Raw genomic sequence first — 17,976 nt, 5'->3', positions numbered from 1 at the left:
AAATCGCGGTCGCTCATCTTGGATAGGCCTCGATAGAGGTTTTCTTAAATGCACAGGAAATATGTGCAAGCAGTTTCCTATGGATAGGGGGCTCTCCCGAAAGCAGCTGCGAACGGCAGCTTTTGATAGATTGTCGATGAACAAGGAGGCACAACCGAAAATGACACAGGATCAAAAAGAACAACAGGGCTATAACCCGCTTGTAATCGAGCCGAAATGGCAGACGTATTGGGAGCGGAACAAAACGTTTAAAGTGCTCGATGACGACAGCTTGCCGAAGTTTTACGCGCTGGATATGTTCCCTTACCCGTCCGGCGCAGGTCTGCATGTAGGCCATCCGGAAGGCTATACGGCAACGGACATCGTATCGCGTTTTAAAAGAATGCGCGGGTTCAATGTGCTTCATCCTATGGGCTGGGACGCGTTCGGACTGCCGGCTGAGCAGCATGCGCTCGATACGGGCCAGCATCCGCGCGATATTACGTTCAAAAATATCGATAATTTCCGCCGTCAAATCAAATCGCTCGGCTTCTCTTACGACTGGGACCGCGAAATAAGCACGACCGATCCGGATTATTACAAATGGACGCAGTGGATTTTTATCCAGCTGTATAACAAAGGCTTGGCTTATGTCGATGAAGTGCCGGTCAACTGGTGCCCTGCATTAGGGACTGTGCTCGCCAACGAAGAAGTCATCGACGGTTTGAGCGAGCGCGGTGGCCATCCGGTCATCCGCAAGCCGATGCGGCAATGGGTGCTGCGGATTACGGAATATGCCGAACGGCTGCTGGAAGATTTGGAGGAGCTCGACTGGTCGGAATCGATCAAAGATATGCAGCGCAACTGGATCGGCAAGTCGAAGGGAGCCGAAGTGACGTTCGGCATCGAAGGCGCCCAAGGCGAAGGGCTGAAAGTGTTTACGACGCGTCCGGATACGCTGTTCGGAGCGACGTACTGCGTCATTGCGCCCGAGCACGAGCTTGTCGACCGGATCACGACGCCGGAGCAGGCAGCGGCCGTGAAGGAATACCAGGAGAAAGCGGCGCGCAAGAGCGATTTGGAGCGTACCGATCTGGCGAAGGTGAAAACCGGCGTATTTATAGGCGCTTATGCGATCAATCCGGTGAATGGCGCCAGCACGCCGATCTGGGTTGCGGATTACGTGCTGGCCGGCTACGGCACCGGCGCTATTATGGCCGTTCCTGCGCATGATCAGCGGGACTGGGAGTTTGCCAAGCAGTTCGGCATCGACATCGTCGAGGTCGTACAGGGCGGGGACGTATCCAAGGAAGCGTATGCGGGCGACGGCGTGCATGTGAATTCGGGACTGCTGAACGGCATGAATAACGAGCAGGCGATTGCCGCGATAATCGAATGGCTGGAAGCGAACGGTAAAGGGCAGGGCAAAGTGACCTACCGGCTGCGCGACTGGCTGTTCAGCCGTCAACGGTATTGGGGAGAGCCGATCCCGATTTTGCATCTGGAAGACGGCATGATGAAGACAGTGCCTGTGGATCAATTGCCTCTGCTTCTGCCGGATGTCGATCAGATCGCACCGTCGGGCACCGGCGAATCGCCGCTTGCCAACGTTACCGAATGGGTCGAAACGGTCGACCCGGAAACCGGCATGAAAGCGCGCCGCGAAACGAATACGATGCCGCAATGGGCGGGCAGCTGCTGGTATTATTTGAGGTTTATCGATCCGAAGAACAACGACGAGCTGTGCTCGCAGGAGCTGCAAAAGAAATGGCTGCCGGTCGATCTTTATATCGGCGGCGCCGAGCATGCGGTGCTTCATCTGCTGTATGCGCGCTTCTGGCATAAGGTGTTATACGACCTGGGTGTAGTTTCGACGAAGGAGCCGTTCTACAAGCTGGTCAACCAGGGCATGATTTTGGGCGAAAACAACGAGAAAATGAGCAAGTCCCGCGGCAATGTCATTAATCCTGACGTTATCGTTAACGAATTCGGCGCGGATACTTTGCGCATGTACGAAATGTTCATGGGGCCGCTGGAAGCGACGAAGCCTTGGAATGTGAACGGAGTGGAAGGAACGTACCGCTTCCTGGCACGGGTTTGGCGGTTGTTTGTGGGCGAGGACGGCCAATTGAACGGCAAAATCAGCGACGACGAGTCGGCCGTTGGCGACAGCTTCAAGCGAACATGGCACCGCACGATCAAAAAAATTACGGAGGATATCGAAGCTCTTCGCTTCAATACGGCGATCAGCCAGCTGATGATTTTCGTGAACGAGGCGTACAAGACAGAAATTTTGCCGAAAGCGGCCATGGCCAACTTCGTCCAAATGCTGTCCCCGATCGCGCCGCATATCGCCGAGGAGCTGTGGGAGAAGCTGGGTCATAGCGAATCCGTTACTTATGCGGCATGGCCCGTTTATGAAGAGGCTTGGACGGTGGACAACGAGGTAGAGATCGTCGTGCAGGTCAACGGCAAAATCGTAGAGCGCGCGCTTGTATCCAAAGATGCCGATGAAGCGGCATTGCAGGAGCTGGCGTTGGGCCTGGACAAAGTTCAGGAAGCGATGTCGGGCAAAACCGTTCGGAAAGTAATCGCCGTAAAAGGCAAGCTGGTCAATATTGTTGCAGGATAATACGTCGGGATAAGCCAAAGTCGGCACAGCAAAATATAAACCCAAATTCTTTACAACAAAAACAACCGCCCTGCGGCGCTGCAGGGCGGGTTCATACGGAAAAGACGTAAAAGCATTGCGTTTTAGTCGACACTCGTGCCGAAAAACCGGCTTTCTACCTTTTCCAAATCTTCTTCGTATTTGGCATGAGTTGTGTGGATGAGTTGACTAAACAATCCGCACAGCTCTTTTTCCATTATGCGGAGCCCTTCGGCAGTAATTCCGCCCGGGACCGCTACTCTTTCCTGCAATGCTTCGGGCGTGAAGCCGCCTGCGGTTAACAGCTTCCCGGTCCCTAGCGCCATCTCGCAGGCAAGCCGGGTAGCGTCATCTTTGGAAATGCCGGTTTCCTGCACCGCCACTTCGATATATTTTTGAATAAAATAAGCTAAAAAAGCCGGGCCGCAGCTGGACAGGTCCGAGCAAATCCGGGTATGCCGTTCGTCGATGCGGATCGGTGCGCTAATTGGAGAAAGCAGCTTTTCAATCAGTTCGATATCGTCCTCACCCATTCGTTCGCCGTATACGCAAAGAGTAGCGCCGCTGAACACATAATTGGTGATACTCGGAATAACCTTTACTATTTTGCTGTTAAGCAGCCCCTCCAGCTGCTTGACCATCACCGGGCTCGTGATGGATACAACAATGCACTCCGGACCGGCTTCGCCTTTAATATCGTCGATGACCGTTTTGTATTCAGCCGGTTTAATGCACAAAAAGATGATGGAACAACTGCGTGCAACATCTATATTCGAATGGGCGATTTGCAATTTTGGATAAGCCGCGGCCAACCGTTCCGTTTTCTCGATGGTCCGATTCGTTGCCACGATTTGTTCCGGATTCAAAGCTCCGGATAGGATAAGTGCTTCGATAAGTATACTGCCCATGCTTCCAGTGCCAATGAATCCAACTTTCATGGCCATCCCTCCTGAATAAGTGAAACCTTCTTAATCCCTATGATGTGATCGGGGCGAATATAACCATATTCAATCAATTGGTAAATAATTACCATAATCTTTGGAATAAAGGAGGAATTTATCATGTTGTTTTTGCAACGTTGGGGAAACAAGACTGTGTTTGCCATAGTCGCGGCTGTCATAGCGCTGATCGGTTGGTTGGGCTATGAGTTGGTGCACCGTTCGTCACAGGCCGCCTCCGAATGGCGGTCCGCCGATGAGGAAATGACCCGGCTGCTCGCTCAGCAAGCTGATGCAAGGCATAACAAATCAGGGACCGCGCCCGGATTAGGAAAAGAAGGGCAGCAGGCGGGTCAGCAGACAAGGCAGCAGACCGGACAGCAGACCGGACAGCAGACCGGTAATGGAAGCATGCCGGTTGAGCAAATGGAACCCGAAAAAAAAGAACCCTCTGCTGCCGAGCAAGGAAAAAAACAGGAGGAAGCAGCGGACAAGCAGGAGAATGGCGCAGCGGTGCAGAGGGAAAATGGAGCGAAGCAGGAGGAGGCGTTATCCAAACAGGGGAGTGAGCCGGCAAAACAGGGAAACGAGACGGTCAAGCGGTCGAATGCGGCGCCGGACAGCAAGAGCGGAACCTCCTCCAACGTCGGATCCTTCGATCTGAACAAGGCGACGGCGCAGCAGCTGACCGCGCTTCCCGGTATTGGCGACAGCAAAGCGAAAGCCATCATTGTGTACCGGGAGCAGCTGGGAGGCCGATTTCGAACAGTCGATCAGCTCCTGAATGTAAAGGGAATCGGGGACAAGGTATTGGCCAAAATAAAACCGTATTTGTACATTGATTCGTGATCCGGTATGGCTCTTTTGTTTTTCTAATAAATATGAGAGAATGTAAGCGAATGTAAAGCATTATAATATCGATCATTAAAGGGAGGAACAGCTCAATGACTAACGAACGCAAGCTTGGCTTGGAAACTTTAGCCGTCCACGCCGGACAGGAAATCGACCCGACAACTATGTCGCGCGCGGTGCCTTTGTATCAAACGACCTCTTACGGCTTCCGCGATACGGAACATGCAGCCAATTTATTTGCTTTAAAGGAATTCGGCAATATTTATACGCGCCTGATGAATCCGACCACCGATGTATTCGAGAAGCGGGTCGCCGCACTCGAGGGGGGACCGGCCGCGCTGGCAACGGCTTCGGGACAAGCAGCCATTACATATGCCATATTGAACATTGCCGGAGCGGGCGATGAGATTGTTTCCGCAGCGAGCTTGTACGGAGGTACTTATAATTTATTTTCTACCACACTGTCGAAGCTCGGCATCAAGGTAACGTTCGTCGATCCGTCCGATCCGGAAAATTTCCGCAAGGCGATCACCGGGAAAACGAAAGCGCTGTATGCCGAAACGGTCGGCAATCCAAGAGGCGATGTGCTTGATATCGCCGCCGTTGCGGCGATTGCGCATGAGAACAAAATTCCGTTGATCGTTGACAACACGTTCCCAAGCCCTTACTTGTGCCGGCCGATCGATCACGGCGCGGATATCGTCGTTCATTCGGCAACCAAGTTTATCGGCGGCCACGGTACGTCGATCGGCGGCATCATTGTAGACGGAGGCCGGTTTGACTGGGCGGCCAGCGGCAAGTTCCCGGGCTTGACGGAGCCGGATCCGAGCTACCATGGAGTCGTATATACCGCAGCCGTAGGCCCTATCGCATACATAATCAAAGCGAGAGTCCAACTGCTTCGCGATATGGGCGCAGCGATCTCGCCTTTCAACTCTTTCCAGCTGCTGCAAGGTCTGGAGACGCTGCACTTGCGCATGGAGCGCCACAGCTCCAATGCGTTGAAAGTCGCACAATTTCTGGAGGCACACGAAGCGGTTGAACAAGTGAGCTATGCCGGGCTGCCGAGCCATCCGTCTTACAAGCTGGCGCAAACCTATATGCCGAAAGGTCAAGGAGCCATCATGACCTTTGACATCAAGGGCGGCATCGAAGCCGGCCGCAAGCTGATCAATAGCGTCAAGCTGTTCTCGCATTTGGCCAATGTGGGGGACTCCAAGTCGCTTATCATCCATCCTGCAAGCACAACGCATCAGCAGCTTAGCGAGCAGGAGCAGTCCGCGGCCGGCGTTTCGGCCGGCATGATCCGGTTGTCGATCGGCACCGAGTCGATTGACGACATTATCTATGATCTGGATCAGGCCATTCGAGCCAGCCAGAACTAATCGGAGACAATATGTCATGACCATCCGCAAAGATTGGGACACTTATTTTCTGGATATGGCTTATATGGCTTCAACCCGTTCGCGCTGCAGCCGCAGACATGTAGGAGCTGTGCTGGTGCAGGGGAAGAAGCTGCTCGGAGCCGCATATAACGGCGCGCCTATGGGCGTCCCCGATTGTTCGGAAGCCGGCTGCATGCTGGTTGAGGAAATTGAGCTTGCGGATAACGACGGGGCCGAACAGCTCGTCAAAAAGCAGCGCTGTATCCGAACTATTCATGCCGAGCAAAACCTGCTGCTGTTTACCGATCCGAAGGATCGCGAAGGCTCCGTGGTCTACGTAACGGATCAGCCATGCTGGACCTGCGCCAATATGCTTGCCAACAGCGGCATACTGGAAATCGTTTACCACAGGCCATATCCGAAGGACAGCGAAAAAGTAAAGACCTTAATGCAACAGAAAGGGATCACGTTTCGCCGGCTGGAAGCATACGAGCCTCCTTCAGGAACAATTTCGGAGGTACGGCATTAAGAGACGAACGGCTAAGTTGTGAATTGACGACATCAGGCTGCCGCTATATACAGCCAGGTTCCCGGGAAAGCCCTCTGACAAGCCTGGCACGTTCGTATACAATAGAAAAGCGAATGAACGGGGAAGAACCTCTTGACGCATTGATTTCGCGTCGGGAGGTTCTTTTTTGCTGTTAAAGAAAAGATATGCTGCCTTGAAGGAGGGGACGCAGATGTTGAAACATCGGCCCGCGGTTGCGGCGGCGCTGCTGTGGACAGCCGGCTATGCGCTTGCCTGTTGGACGCAATGGAGCTGGCTGTCCTTGTATACGAGCTTGTTTCTGGCCTTGGCTGCAGCTGCAGTGTGGCTGCTGAGGGCGCCGGGAAGATCCGTTGTTTGCGGTATCCTGCTGATCGGGATAGCGGCAGGATATTATGCGAATTATGACCGTGGCAACCAGACTGCGCTGCCGATTGCAACGCGTATGAGCGAACAGCAGGAAGCAATCGACTACGAAACCGCCGGCTTAATCGTATCGACGGTCGATGTCGATGGGGATAAGGCAGCGTTTACGATTCGCTCGGATCGGGAAGGCGAAGGCGGGGAGGCGATTGCCGTCACTGTCAGGCTGTTGACAAAGGAGGAGCAGGAACAGGCGCGCACGTGGCGGAGGGGAGACGCGGTGAGCCTATCGGGGCTTATTCAGCGGCCCGGTGAAGCGCGAAATTTTGACGGCTTCGATTATCGGGCTTACCTGAGATTAAAGCATATTCATTGGCAGTTGAATGTGAAGGGCGTGGAGCAGATACAAGTGGGCGGGAGCCGTTCCTGGAATTGGTATACCGTACTCAGGTGGAACGATCAATTCCGGGAAACGCTGGGCGGCGGGATTGAACGTATTTTTCCGGCCGATCAGGCGGGATTTATGAAAAGTATGCTGGTTGGTGTAAGGAGCGACATGGATCCGCTGCAGTTCCAACAGTTTTCACAGTTGGGCTTGTCGCATATATTGGCAGTGTCGGGGCTGCATGTCGGAATTTTTCTGGCCTGCCTGTTATGGCTCATGCGTCGGCTCGGTTTCACCAGAGAGGCTTATCTGCTCACGGCAATGGCCATGATGCCCATTTATATCGTCGTGACCGGTGCGGCGCCTTCCATCGTGAGAGCCGGCCTGATGGCGATGATTGCGTTATATGCGGCCTATCGCCATGCATTGAAGGACGGACTGAATACGGTGCTGATCGTCGGCTTCGGAATGCTGGTTTGGGATCCGTACTACATACACGATGTGAGCTTTCAGCTTTCTTTTTTAGTGACGATAGGGCTGATTATTGGCGTTCCGGCGGTCAACCGATTGCTGCCGATCCGATCGGCCGCTTGGAAAAATGCGGTTTCCATCGCATTGGTCGCCCAGCTGGTCTCATTTCCGGTATCGATTTACTATTTTAATCAGTTTTCGTTGCTGTCTCTCGCCGCCAACTTTTTCCTGGTGCCTGTATTCAGTTTGGTATCGATGCCGGGCGGGACCGCCTCCCTAATTCTCGGGCTCATATATGCTCCCGTCGGCAAGGCCGCCGCATGGCTAATTGCCAGGGTGAACGACTTGGTATTCGCGGTGGTTGATGTGTCCAGCCGTTGGGATGTTTTCCAGACGATTTGGCCGAGTCCCGGAATCGGTTGGATCGCCTCTTACTATGCAAGTCTGACTGCGGTGGGCTGGCTCCTGCTTGCGATAAAGGATCGACGGACGGAAAATGATAGACCTATGCTGACGCCGGCAGCTCGAAGCAACCCGATTTCCGGTTTGGCTTCTGGAGCGGCTGGACGTACGGCACCGGCCGTCGGGTTGACGCTTAGCATACTATCCCTGCTGGTGCTGCTGGGCTTTGCCTACAAGCCGGATTTGCTGCGGGATTTTGGCGGGGAAGTGGATTTTATCGATGTGGGGCAAGGCGACAGCATTCTGATTACGACACCGCTAAGCCGCAGCGTTATTCTGATCGACGGCGGCGGTACCGTTTCGTTCCGCAAGCCGGGCGACGAATGGAAGCAGCGAAAAGACCCGTATGAGGTTGGCCGCAAACTGCTTGTACCGCTGTTGAAAAAACGCGGCATTCAGCGAATCGACTATTTAATCGTAACGCATCAGGATACGGATCATATCGGCGGGCTGCAGGCCGTCATCGAACAAATTCCGGTCGGCCGCCTCTTGTTCAACGGAACCTTCAAGCCGGGCCCCGGTGCGGAAAAGCTGTTCCAAACCGCTCTGGACAAACAGGTCCGGTTGGTGAAGGCGCATGCGGGGGATACGCTTCAGCCGGACGGCGCAACTCTGCTGCACATATTGGCACCCGCTCCCCCGGAAGATCATGCCGGCTTGCGGCTGGAAAAAAATCAGAATGGGGAGTCGGTCGTAATTTACATGGAGATGTCAGGCACCCGATGGCTGTTCACCGGCGATATGGACCAGGCTTCCGAGAACGACGTTCTGACCCGATTGGAAGCGGTAAATGCCGCCGGTGGGACAACAACAACCTTGCCAACCATCGATGTGTTGAAGGTGGCGCATCACGGCAGCAAAACATCGACGGGCGTCTTGTGGCTGGACGCCTGGAAGCCTCGCATGGCAGTCATTAGCGCAGGCGTGCACAATAGCTACGGACACCCGAATCCGCTAGTGCTTGGACGTCTGGAGGAGCGGAATGTCAGCATTTTACGTACTGATAAGCACGGGGAGGTGCAGATGAAAGTAAAAGGGGGCAATATCCGGCTGCGGACAAAGCTCACAGACAGTACCGGAAGATGAATCGGATACATGAACATCCCTTACAACGGGCATGATTCATCTGATTTTAAGAGGTTCAGCGGCCGGGTCGAAACCGGACTGCCGCCGCTTGTGCACAGCACGTGGATTGTAGGCATCGATCATCGTACTGAGCCTGATGCCGCCGGCATTTGCGTCATTTACCGGGGATATTCATATCGGAAAATAAGAAGCCGCCCCCCGGGCTCCAGCCGCTGCGATCTGCAGGCAAGAGCTAAGCTCGGGCAGGGTAGATGGAGCTATCCCGCTTAAGCGGCATGATGGCTTCGACCACATGCTGCTTTGACATAAGCGTGGCTTAAATTTGCATAAGGTTTAACGCAAGTAAGGCGGTACCGACATGAGCATGCAAGCTTCATGGCTGTACCGCCTTTTATATTATGTTCGGTCGAAGCTGCTTCAATATAACGCTTTGTCAATAGGAAAGCTGTCGCCGCTCCATGCTTTTTGGGACGTCCAGGCAGCTTTACCTTGCCAGAACGGATCGTCTGCCGACAAACCGAGCGGCAAAAATACGGCCGAGCATAAATATAGGCTGCCTGTCGAAATATACGTTTCGCCGATTTCCGGCTGGTGACCGCAAAACCCGATCGTGAGCCAACCGTTCTCGTCGAACGTGCCTGGCGCCTCGATCATTCGCCGTATAACGGCGGTCAGCGCGCAGCGTACTTGTGCCGGCTCAAGCGATGCATCGAGGCGATGCTGCAGCGCCATCTGGCTCAGCAGCTGAAATGCGCCGAACCGGTAAGCGAGCGAACGGCCGACAGCGGGGAAGGTGCCCTCCGGCGAAATCAGGCGCTCCTGTTGGACGGCATGCCGCTGGGCGCGCTGGACCGCTTTCTCTTTCATGGCCGACCAAGCGGGATCTTCATGGCCAATCGTATCCAATATGTCGACGAGCATAGGTTGAATAACGAAGCTGTTGTAATAATCGGCGTGGAAATCCGGTCCGTCGCCATAGACGCCGTCGCCCTTGTACCACAGCTCATGCTGTCTGAGCGCGTAGTCAACCCGCATCCGGTCCCAGTCGGCGCCGGCACGGTATAAAACGGTTTCAATCATCGCGGCAAACAGCAGCCAATTGTTGAAGTGAGGCTTGCGAGTGCGCGTTGCTTTCAATGCTTCAATCACATTGCGCTGAACGCGCGGCCCCAGCTTGTCCCACAATTCATGGGGAGCACGGAGAATTGCGTGGGATAAGAAGGCGGCATCAACGATCGGCTGGTAGCCTTCCGAGAAATTCATAAAATCGGCCGAGGCCGGATCGGTTCCCGCATCCACTGCTTGACGCGCCCAATTGGCGTAATGCTCGCGCAGCCGTCCTTCTTCGCCGTCGCGGCTCCCTGCTTCAAGCCAGGGCGCCATGCCGGTAAGCAGCCGGCCCAGCGCTTCCAAATGCGTAAACAGATGTCGGTCATCCATTTTTTTTTCAATCGGCATCGTTTGCTTCAGGCTGCGGTTCGCGAGATGGTGGAGTACAGGCTGAGCAATTCGGCTTAAAGTATCAATCCAATAAATACGGTCCTCTGTAGCTTGCGGCATGCAAGTTTCCCTCCTGAGTAATTTCGACAATATTTTTCTTCTTTTGACCATTTTATAACAAAACGAGATAAGGGTCACTAGCGAACTTGACAATTATATTTGTGTAAAATGGCTTCCCGGGTGCGCTGTCGGGCTGGAAGTCCCCATTTTGCCAAAATGCTCCTCGTATGTACCTTCTATCAAAAATTTGATATCCTTGATAGTATCGGAATCTTTGCGTTCTTTTAACCCTGAATGCTTACGTAAGAAACTTGCACAAACATCGGTAGACTGGAAAAAAGATAGAGTTAAATAAAGAGTGCAACATTATGGAATCGAATTTCGTTTATAAGGTTGCAAGAGAGGGGGATCCCAGTGGTAGCGCCAGAACTTATAAAGGCTGCCCAATCGGGCGATCGCGACGCTCTAATTACCCTACTGCGTGAAATTGAAAATCATGTGTATCGAACTGCTTATTACATTCTGGGCAATGAGCAGGACGCTATGGATGCCGCACAGGAAGCGTTAATACGGATTTACAGTAAAATCAATTCCTATGAAGAAAAGGCTCAGTTTAAAACGTGGGTGCAGCGGATTGTAACCAATCTATGTATTGATAAATTCCGCCGGACCAAGCCCACCGTTTCGATAGAACAGCATGAGTTGAATTTTACTGCGAATAAGACAGTAGAAGATGAGGTTATGTCCGCGTATATTGCCCAAGATATTAGAGAGGCGATTGATAAGCTGCCGGAACATCATCGATCGGTCGTTGTGCTGCGCTATTTGCAGGACTTTTCCTACAGCGAGATTGCCGAATCGTTGGATTTGCCCATCAACACCGTCAAGTCTTATTTATTCAGGGCAAGGCAGCAGTTACAAACGTTATTGCACGATTACAAAAAGACCCGAAGCGACGTTATCCGCGGATAAACGGCGGGACTTGCGTTTAATCTGTACGCATGGAGCGGCTTTAGGGGATTCTTGTCACATGCTTCGTTATTGTAAAATATCAGTTGTGAATCGATCAGAAAGGTAGTGTGCGGGGATGAAGTGTCAAGAGGTGATCGAACTCATGCAGAGATACCTCGATCAGGATCTCGATGAAATGGAATATAATCGGATGCTTGGACATATGCAGCAATGCCCGGTTTGCACAGAGCTGTTTGAACGGCTCGTGGCGCTGTCTCATGAATTGGAACAGCTGCCGAAGGTCACTCCGGCCTATAGTATAGTGGATTCAATATTGCCCAAGCTGCAGCAGATCGACTTGGGGATGCCGACAGACACGGCTGTAGCTGTCACACCTGCCGCGGCTCCTCTCGTAACGGATGCGAAGAAGCTGGCGGATAGAGCAGCACGGGAAGACGGTGCATCGGCGGGCCGCCGCCGTCCGCGCGGTCTGGTCTCAACCCGAATCGTCGGCGGGGTCGTCGCAGCGGGACTCGTGCTTGGTTTTTTCATCTTTCAACAGCAGCAGCAGAACGGAATGAAAAATGCCGACGGGCTGATTGCTCCGCTCAGCGTATCTGCGCCGAACCCGAAGTCGGCTGACGGCAAGCAGACCGGAGGCGGAGCTCCGGCTGCGGATACCGGCGCCGTTCATAAAGATTCGGCTGCCGCCAAATCGGAATCGGTCCCTCACGCCAATGAGGCAGGCGCAGCGAAGTCTTCACAAAGCGTCAGCACTGCGTCTCCTGAGCCGACGAAAGATTCGGCCGTTTCGCCGCAAGCGTCGAAAGAGGGCAAGGAAGGCAGTGCGCCCAAGGCAGACGCACCCGCTGCGCAATCGGACAAACCTGATCCCGCGGCGTCCAAAAAAAGCATTGCAGCGGGCGATACCATTCCGCAGGCAGCGGGCAATCAGGGGTCTGCCGATCAAGATAAATCGGTTCCGCCACCTGGCGCGCCGTCGATGTATGGCGGCAGTTCAGTCGTACCCGAGGAGCCGTCTTCAGCCGAGAGGAAGAGCCCGCCGCAATCCGCTGCGCCGGATAAGTCATTGAAAATAGCGCCGACGCAGCAAGCCCCGGCCCTGGTCGCCCCGGATGCGAAGCAAAAAGCCGAGAGCATGGGGATCAGCAGCATCCAAAGCGCGGCTCCGCATGTACTGGCTTCCCCGGACGGAAGCTACAGCGCATCGGTGTCCAGCGACCTGCATGTGATCATTACCGACAAGCAGGGAGCGACTGTATTCACATCGGCGAATAAGGCGGCGAACGCGGATTCGATCGTGCTGGTAAAGTGGGAGTCCGACAACCAGTTCTCGTACGAGTTGAAAAACGGCTCCGAAACAACCGTTTATGTCATTCATGTAAAGGATAAAACCGAAGTAAAAAAATAGGTGTTATTTTACCGATAGCGAGTCACATTTGTTGCGGCATTCACGTATGATAAATTACGTTTCATCAACGAATTTCGTCGTATGACCGCGTGAGGGCGGGTTTCTAGAGCCCCTCCCCATGTGTTTATATAGATGGGGTATCGTACAAAGGGATTACGATAGAACCGCGAGGTTTTAGCGTAATCCTTTTGTTGTTGATCCCTGAATTGCCACTTCCGTGTTTTTGGTTTAACATAAAAGAAATGAACCGCGGATAGAACGCGGGGGTTGAAAGGTGAGTCAGGGGAAATGGACTATAAATCCGCTGTAAAGCAAATTTCCAAAGGGCAGTTTGCCCCGATTTACATATGTTACGGAACGGAATCTTATTTAATTCAGGAACTGATCCGCAAGCTGACGGACAAGCTCATCGATCCTGAACATAGGCCATTCGCGGTATCCAAGTACGATTTGTCGGAAACGCCGATCGACACAGTCATCGAAGAAGCGGAGACCCTGCCCTTCATGGTGCCGAAGAAGCTCGTCATCGCTGCGAACGCTGCGTTTTTGACGGGAGCCAAAGACAGCGGCAAAGTGGAGCACAAGCTGGAGCTGCTGACCGATTATATGAAATCCCCGGCTGAATTTACGGTACTGCTGCTGACCGTTAGTGCGGATAAGCTCGATGAACGGAAAAAAATCGTCAAAACGCTGAAGGAATCGGATTGCCTGGTGCCATGCGCGGCATTGTCGGCGGAAGAGCTGACCCAATGGGTCAGGCAGATGGCGGAGCGGGCGGATTTTTCGTTTGCCCCGGGCGTCGAAGAGAAGTTTATTATGTACACGGGCACCGGCCTGCAGGCACTTTCCAGCGAGCTGGAAAAATGCGCGTTATACGCGGGCCGCGGAGGCGTCATTACCGAGGAAGCGCTGGATCAGCTTGTAACCCGGAGCATCGAGCAAAATATTTTTGTCTTGATCGAGCATATTGTGCAGCTTCAGCTGGAGAAAGCTTTTACCATGCTGTCCGAGCTGCTGCGGCGCAAGGAAGAACCGATCAAAATTATGGCGCTGATCGCCCGGCAATTCCGCATCATGTTCCAAGTGAAAGATCTGCAGCAGCAGGGGTATTCCCAACAACAGATGGCATCGCAGCTTGGTCTTCATCCGTTTGCCGTCAAAGTCGCTTCCGGACAATCCAACCGGTTCGAACTGAAGCGGCTGGCCGATATATTAAGTCAGCTGGCCGATCTGGATTATGAAATGAAAAGCGGGAAAGTGGACAAGGTGCTGGGGCTTGAAATGTTTTTGCTGCGCCTGATCGCCTGATCGCTTGCGGTGACAGACGCAAGCGCCCAAAACGCAAAAAAACGACCGGTTCCTCGAGGGAGCCGGTCGTTTTCCGCGTTACGCCTGAGCAGAAACCTGGTTCAGCTTTTTCGCTAAACGGGATTTTTTGCGGGCAGCGGCATTTTTATGGATTAAACCTTTGGTCGCTGCTTTATCCAACTTTTGGCTGGCAGTGATTAAGGCTGCTTTTGCAGTTTCCACATTGCTGCTGGCTGCAGCAGTTTCAAAGCTTTTTACTGCAGTGCGGAGAGCGGATTTCTGAGATGCGTTGCGAAGACGGCGCTTCTCGCTTACTTTTACTCTTTTAATCGCGGATTTAATGTTCGGCATTGACGTTCACCTCCTACTACGACTTGCATGAAAACGACCATTTTTCTTTTTGTTGACAACTCTAGATATTCTAACATGACCCATATCAAAATGCAATAGAGTACCGAATCCGGTTGTGACAATAGTTTGCATAACGTTTGGCGCTTTATCACACAATAATCGGGCATGTTTAAAGGTGAAAGGAGATGGCACGATGGATTTGAGCGAATACTCCGTCAGGACCGATCTTGCCTTGGAGGCTCACGAGATGGCCTCTTCATCCGGGCAGTTGATTCCCGGCGTACATAGGACATCGGAAAATTTGGACGGCATCCGGATCAGCAAAATTGATATCACGTCCCAGGAGGGTGCCGCCGCGATCGGAAAGCTCCAGGGCCACTATGTCACATTCGAGGTGCCGGAGCTGCGGAATAAGGACAGCGAGCTGCAGGATCGGGTAGCGACGGTGTTTGCGCGTGAGTTTGAAGCTTTTTTGGCCAAGCTGAACTTTAACCCGATGGGCAAGGTGCTGGTGATCGGTCTTGGCAACTGGAATGTGACGCCCGATGCGCTGGGGCCGATTGTGGTCGAGAATATCATGGTAACCCGCCACTATTTCGAACTGATGCCCGGCGAGGTTAGTCCGGGCTATCGGCCGGTGAGCGCCGTTGCGCCGGGGGTGCTGGGGACGACCGGCATCGAGACGAGCGAAATTGTCCAAGGTATCGTCGAAAAGTCGAAGCCGGATCTTGTGATCGCTATCGATGCTTTGGCTTCCAGATCGCTCGATCGGGTCAACACGACGATCCAGATTGCCGACACAGGCATACATCCCGGATCGGGCATCGGCAACAAGCGAAAAGGATTGACGCTGGATTCGCTGGGAGTTCCGGTAATTGCGATCGGCGTTCCGACCGTAGTTTATGCGTCTACCATTGTTAACAGCACATTCGATATGATGCGCAACCATTTTCAGAAGCAAACGGACAATACGGCTCAAATACTCGGGCTGCTCGACAATATGGAAGAGCAGGAACGGCTGCAGCTTGTCAAGGAAGTGCTCAGTCCGATCGGCCATGACCTGTTGGTCACGCCGAAGGAAATCGACCAATTTATCGAGGATGTGGCGAATATTATCGCCAGCGGCTTGAATGCGGCGCTGCATGAATCGGTCAATTCAGACAATGTGTCTGCCTATACGCATTAGAATAATACTGCATTAGAATAGTTCTATAGAAGAAAAGCGATTCAGGGCTGCAGCGGAACAGCCCATGGATCGCTTTTTGTATGACCGGATTCGTTTTTTAAGGGTGAGAACTACGACATTGAATTGAAAGTTCTATATTCTATCATTCGCTCATAGATTTGATAATAGAGGCAGGTTGGACAACTATTCCGGTAGAGAGCTTCATAGAAAGTTTCGCACAGCTGAAACTGCAGACGCTTACGAAGTCAGTTTTTTTCTGGCGCAAAAACTTGAGCCCACGCTTACGAAGTCAGTTTTTGCTGACGCAAAAACTTGGAGGAGGAATACAAATGAAATGGACAGCGGTCACCATCAACGTAAACAAAAACCGGAAAGCTGGCTATGATTTCGGCCTTTATTTCCGGCTCATCACGGCGCTCGTTTCGGGCTGCCTGCTGTTTTTTATAGCGCTTGGCCTGCTCGGCTACGTCCAAACCAAAACGAACAATTCGGAGCCCGTTTCATCCATGAAAGGGCTGGCCGCATCGGTATCGAGCCGGTTTTTTCTGGATATGATGGGAATGGAAGTGCCTCACATGCAAGCGAAGGGCCAACCGTATACGTTTTCTCAGTCGAATGTATCGGGCTTTTTATTTTCGCTGCTGACCGATTTAAATTGGAAGGAGCCCAAAACTTTTATTGCGAGAGAAATGCCGGGCCTGGCCCAGGACCGTTCAGTCGTACTGCGCAAAAGCACTGCGACCGGGGACGGGGGGCCGGAAGATTACTTGCCGCACGGGGATGCTATACCGAAAAACGGGGAAGGCGGAGAAGGCTCCATCACGGCGAATCCGACAGCGCCTCCGGAAGCGGGTGAAGCGGTACATGGCCTTGACCTTCCTTCGGCACAGCCGCCAAGAACGGCAGGCCGCAATGTTGCATTTATATATCAATCTCACAATCAAGAATCGTATTTGCCCGAGCTGAGCGGAGTGAAGGACCCGGACAAAGCGTTTGATCCGAAAATAAACGTTACGCTGGTCGGTTTAAGACTTGCGCAGCGGCTGGAAAAAGAAGGGATCGGCGCTGTCCATTCCGATAAAAATTACCCTGTGATCGAGAAAAATTTTAATTACGCCTTTTCCTATAAATATTCGCTCAAAACATTGCAGGAGGCTACGGCATCCCATCCCGACCTGAAGTTTTATTTCGACATTCACCGGGATTCGCAGCGTCGGGGCAAGACGACGGCCGAGCTGAACGGCAAAAGCTATGCACAAGTATATTTTGTAATCGGCGGCAAAAATCCGAACTGGAAAGACAATGAAAAGTTTGCATCGGACATTCATCATGCGCTTGAAAGCAAATACCCTGGCATCTCCAAGGGCACGTTTGCCAAGGCAGGCGAAGGCAACGGCGTGTACAACCAAAATTTTTCGACGGACAGCGTGCTGATCGAGGTGGGCGGCGTCGACAATACGTTGGAGGAATGCTACCGGACGGTGGATGCGCTGGCAGAAGCGATTTCGGAAGTCGTACTGAACGTGCAAAAGGTGGACGCAACGCCGGCGGACGCTGCGAACGGCAAGAAGCCGAATTAACCGTTCGTACCGGATGGCGAGCGGAGCAAATTCAGATCAGTTTATTTGGCGAAATTCCCGCCCGTTCAAGCGGGCGGTTATTCCCAATTCAAACGAATAGACGCGGGGGCTGGGACGATGGGCAAATTTTATATCAGGCTGCTGCTGGTCCTGTTGGGTATGGGGTTTTGCATATTTTTCGGAGTCGACCTGGCGACGCGCGGGCTCGAGCAAATTCAAGGGCCGATCGTCAAAGCGGCGCCCGATTCCATGGGGACGGTACGCATGTGGCCGCAGCCGGCGGATAAGAAGCAGGACGCCAAAGCCGTAGGGGAGCCGCAGGCTCATGACGTCAAATCGAACGGATCGGCGGCGAAAACGAAAAAGGAACAGGAAGATACGGAGCCTAAAGCGGAGGTTACCGAGACGGCCGGCATTGCCCGCATCGGCAATAAGGCGGGGGACCTGCTGCAAATTATCGCCTACCACGGAATCAAGCTGTTCATCTCGCTGTTCGATCTGATTACCGGCTAAACAAGGTAAATACCCGGATTGCTGCGCTCCCTCACAA

The 17,976-nt window shown here is 53.0% G+C and carries 15 protein-coding genes; 12 read left to right on the top strand and 3 right to left on the bottom strand.

The window, feature by feature from the left end:
- Positions 1-160: 160 nt before the first annotated feature.
- Positions 161-2,611: a leucine--tRNA ligase gene (gene leuS / locus E1757_RS17015; protein WP_133230197.1), complete on the top strand. Its 2,451-nt coding sequence runs from the start codon at positions 161-163 to the stop codon at positions 2,609-2,611.
- A gap of 122 nt (positions 2,612-2,733) precedes the next feature.
- On the opposite strand, the gene comER is transcribed toward leuS, so the two are convergent.
- Positions 2,734-3,567, bottom strand: a complete 834-nt coding sequence (gene comER / locus E1757_RS17010) for a late competence protein ComER (RefSeq protein ID WP_133230195.1) — start codon at positions 3,565-3,567, stop codon at positions 2,734-2,736.
- A 123-nt stretch (positions 3,568-3,690) separates the two neighbouring features.
- Here comER and E1757_RS17005 point away from each other — a divergent pair, with 123 nt between their 5' ends.
- The 5 genes from E1757_RS17005 to E1757_RS16985 all read left to right on the top strand — a co-directional run bounded on the left by E1757_RS17005 (position 3,691) and on the right by E1757_RS16985 (position 9,388).
- Positions 3,691-4,416, top strand: a complete 726-nt coding sequence (locus E1757_RS17005) for a ComEA family DNA-binding protein (protein WP_246079232.1) — start codon at positions 3,691-3,693, stop codon at positions 4,414-4,416.
- Between the two features lie 95 nt (positions 4,417-4,511).
- Positions 4,512-5,804, top strand: coding sequence for a homocysteine synthase (locus E1757_RS17000; RefSeq protein WP_133230193.1), 1,293 nt, complete (start codon positions 4,512-4,514; stop codon positions 5,802-5,804).
- Positions 5,805-5,820: 16 nt separating this feature from the next.
- Entirely contained in the window at positions 5,821-6,333 is a 513-nt protein-coding gene (locus tag E1757_RS16995) for a deoxycytidylate deaminase (protein ID WP_133230191.1), read from the top strand.
- A gap of 211 nt (positions 6,334-6,544) precedes the next feature.
- Positions 6,545-9,118, top strand: coding sequence for a ComEC/Rec2 family competence protein (locus tag E1757_RS16990; RefSeq protein ID WP_133230189.1), 2,574 nt, complete (start codon positions 6,545-6,547; stop codon positions 9,116-9,118).
- Between the two features lie 9 nt (positions 9,119-9,127).
- Positions 9,128-9,388: a hypothetical protein gene (locus tag E1757_RS16985; RefSeq protein ID WP_133230187.1), complete on the top strand. Its 261-nt coding sequence runs from the start codon at positions 9,128-9,130 to the stop codon at positions 9,386-9,388.
- 147 nt (positions 9,389-9,535) lie between these two features.
- Here the strand turns inward: E1757_RS16985 and E1757_RS16980 are convergent, their stop codons facing one another.
- Complete coding sequence (locus E1757_RS16980; RefSeq protein WP_133230185.1) at positions 9,536-10,678, bottom strand: DUF2264 domain-containing protein; 1,143 nt, start codon at positions 10,676-10,678, stop codon at positions 9,536-9,538.
- A 354-nt stretch (positions 10,679-11,032) separates the two neighbouring features.
- Here E1757_RS16980 and E1757_RS16975 point away from each other — a divergent pair, with 354 nt between their 5' ends.
- The 3 genes from E1757_RS16975 to holA all read left to right on the top strand — a co-directional run bounded on the left by E1757_RS16975 (position 11,033) and on the right by holA (position 14,309).
- Positions 11,033-11,590 carry an RNA polymerase sigma factor gene (locus tag E1757_RS16975; protein WP_133230183.1) on the top strand — a complete coding sequence of 186 codons (558 nt, stop codon included), beginning with the start codon at positions 11,033-11,035 and terminating at the stop codon, positions 11,588-11,590.
- A gap of 115 nt (positions 11,591-11,705) precedes the next feature.
- Positions 11,706-13,001: an anti-sigma factor family protein gene (locus E1757_RS16970; protein WP_133230181.1), complete on the top strand. Its 1,296-nt coding sequence runs from the start codon at positions 11,706-11,708 to the stop codon at positions 12,999-13,001.
- Between the two features lie 288 nt (positions 13,002-13,289).
- The gene (holA, locus tag E1757_RS16965; protein ID WP_133230179.1) at positions 13,290-14,309 is read left to right on the top strand and encodes a DNA polymerase III subunit delta; all 1,020 of its coding nucleotides are present in this window, start codon (positions 13,290-13,292) and stop codon (positions 14,307-14,309) included.
- 78 nt (positions 14,310-14,387) lie between these two features.
- Here the strand turns inward: holA and rpsT are convergent, their stop codons facing one another.
- Positions 14,388-14,660 (bottom strand): 30S ribosomal protein S20, encoded by a 273-nt coding sequence (rpsT, locus tag E1757_RS16960; RefSeq protein ID WP_133230177.1) that lies wholly within the window; start codon positions 14,658-14,660, stop codon positions 14,388-14,390.
- A gap of 193 nt (positions 14,661-14,853) precedes the next feature.
- Here rpsT and gpr point away from each other — a divergent pair, with 193 nt between their 5' ends.
- The 3 genes from gpr (at position 14,854) to E1757_RS16945 (ending at position 17,939) form a co-directional block, all read left to right on the top strand.
- Complete coding sequence (gpr, locus tag E1757_RS16955) at positions 14,854-15,846, top strand: GPR endopeptidase (protein WP_133230175.1); 993 nt, start codon at positions 14,854-14,856, stop codon at positions 15,844-15,846.
- 329 nt (positions 15,847-16,175) lie between these two features.
- Positions 16,176-17,426 (top strand): stage II sporulation protein P, encoded by a 1,251-nt coding sequence (gene spoIIP / locus E1757_RS16950; protein ID WP_133230173.1) that lies wholly within the window; start codon positions 16,176-16,178, stop codon positions 17,424-17,426.
- Positions 17,427-17,543: 117 nt separating this feature from the next.
- Positions 17,544-17,939: a DUF3679 domain-containing protein gene (locus E1757_RS16945; protein ID WP_133230171.1), complete on the top strand. Its 396-nt coding sequence runs from the start codon at positions 17,544-17,546 to the stop codon at positions 17,937-17,939.
- Positions 17,940-17,976: the final 37 nt, after the last annotated feature.

Source organism: Paenibacillus piri (genome assembly GCF_004354045.1).
Classification (GTDB): domain Bacteria; phylum Bacillota; class Bacilli; order Paenibacillales; family NBRC-103111; genus Paenibacillus_S; species Paenibacillus_S piri.
The sequence above is the reverse complement of the archived record's forward strand: the minus strand, read 5'-3'. Positions and strand labels throughout refer to the sequence as shown.

Bases quoted from the DNA above. Each gene is read 5' to 3' on its own strand.
- spoIIP (WP_133230173.1), top strand. From the start codon at position 16,176: ATGAAATGGACAGCGGTCACCATCAACGTAAACAAAAACCGGAAAGCT.
- E1757_RS16995 (WP_133230191.1), top strand. From the start codon at position 5,821: ATGACCATCCGCAAAGATTGGGACACTTATTTTCTGGATATGGCTTAT.
- E1757_RS16980 (WP_133230185.1), bottom strand. From the start codon at position 10,678: ATGCCGCAAGCTACAGAGGACCGTATTTATTGGATTGATACTTTAAGC.
- holA (WP_133230179.1), top strand. From the start codon at position 13,290: ATGGACTATAAATCCGCTGTAAAGCAAATTTCCAAAGGGCAGTTTGCC.
- E1757_RS16985 (WP_133230187.1), top strand. From the start codon at position 9,128: ATGAACATCCCTTACAACGGGCATGATTCATCTGATTTTAAGAGGTTC.
- E1757_RS17000 (WP_133230193.1), top strand. From the start codon at position 4,512: ATGACTAACGAACGCAAGCTTGGCTTGGAAACTTTAGCCGTCCACGCC.
- leuS (WP_133230197.1), top strand. From the start codon at position 161: ATGACACAGGATCAAAAAGAACAACAGGGCTATAACCCGCTTGTAATC.
- gpr (WP_133230175.1), top strand. From the start codon at position 14,854: ATGGATTTGAGCGAATACTCCGTCAGGACCGATCTTGCCTTGGAGGCT.
- rpsT (WP_133230177.1), bottom strand. From the start codon at position 14,660: ATGCCGAACATTAAATCCGCGATTAAAAGAGTAAAAGTAAGCGAGAAG.
- E1757_RS17005 (WP_246079232.1), top strand. From the start codon at position 3,691: ATGTTGTTTTTGCAACGTTGGGGAAACAAGACTGTGTTTGCCATAGTC.
- comER (WP_133230195.1), bottom strand. From the start codon at position 3,567: ATGAAAGTTGGATTCATTGGCACTGGAAGCATGGGCAGTATACTTATC.
- E1757_RS16970 (WP_133230181.1), top strand. From the start codon at position 11,706: ATGAAGTGTCAAGAGGTGATCGAACTCATGCAGAGATACCTCGATCAG.
- E1757_RS16990 (WP_133230189.1), top strand. From the start codon at position 6,545: ATGTTGAAACATCGGCCCGCGGTTGCGGCGGCGCTGCTGTGGACAGCC.
- E1757_RS16945 (WP_133230171.1), top strand. From the start codon at position 17,544: ATGGGCAAATTTTATATCAGGCTGCTGCTGGTCCTGTTGGGTATGGGG.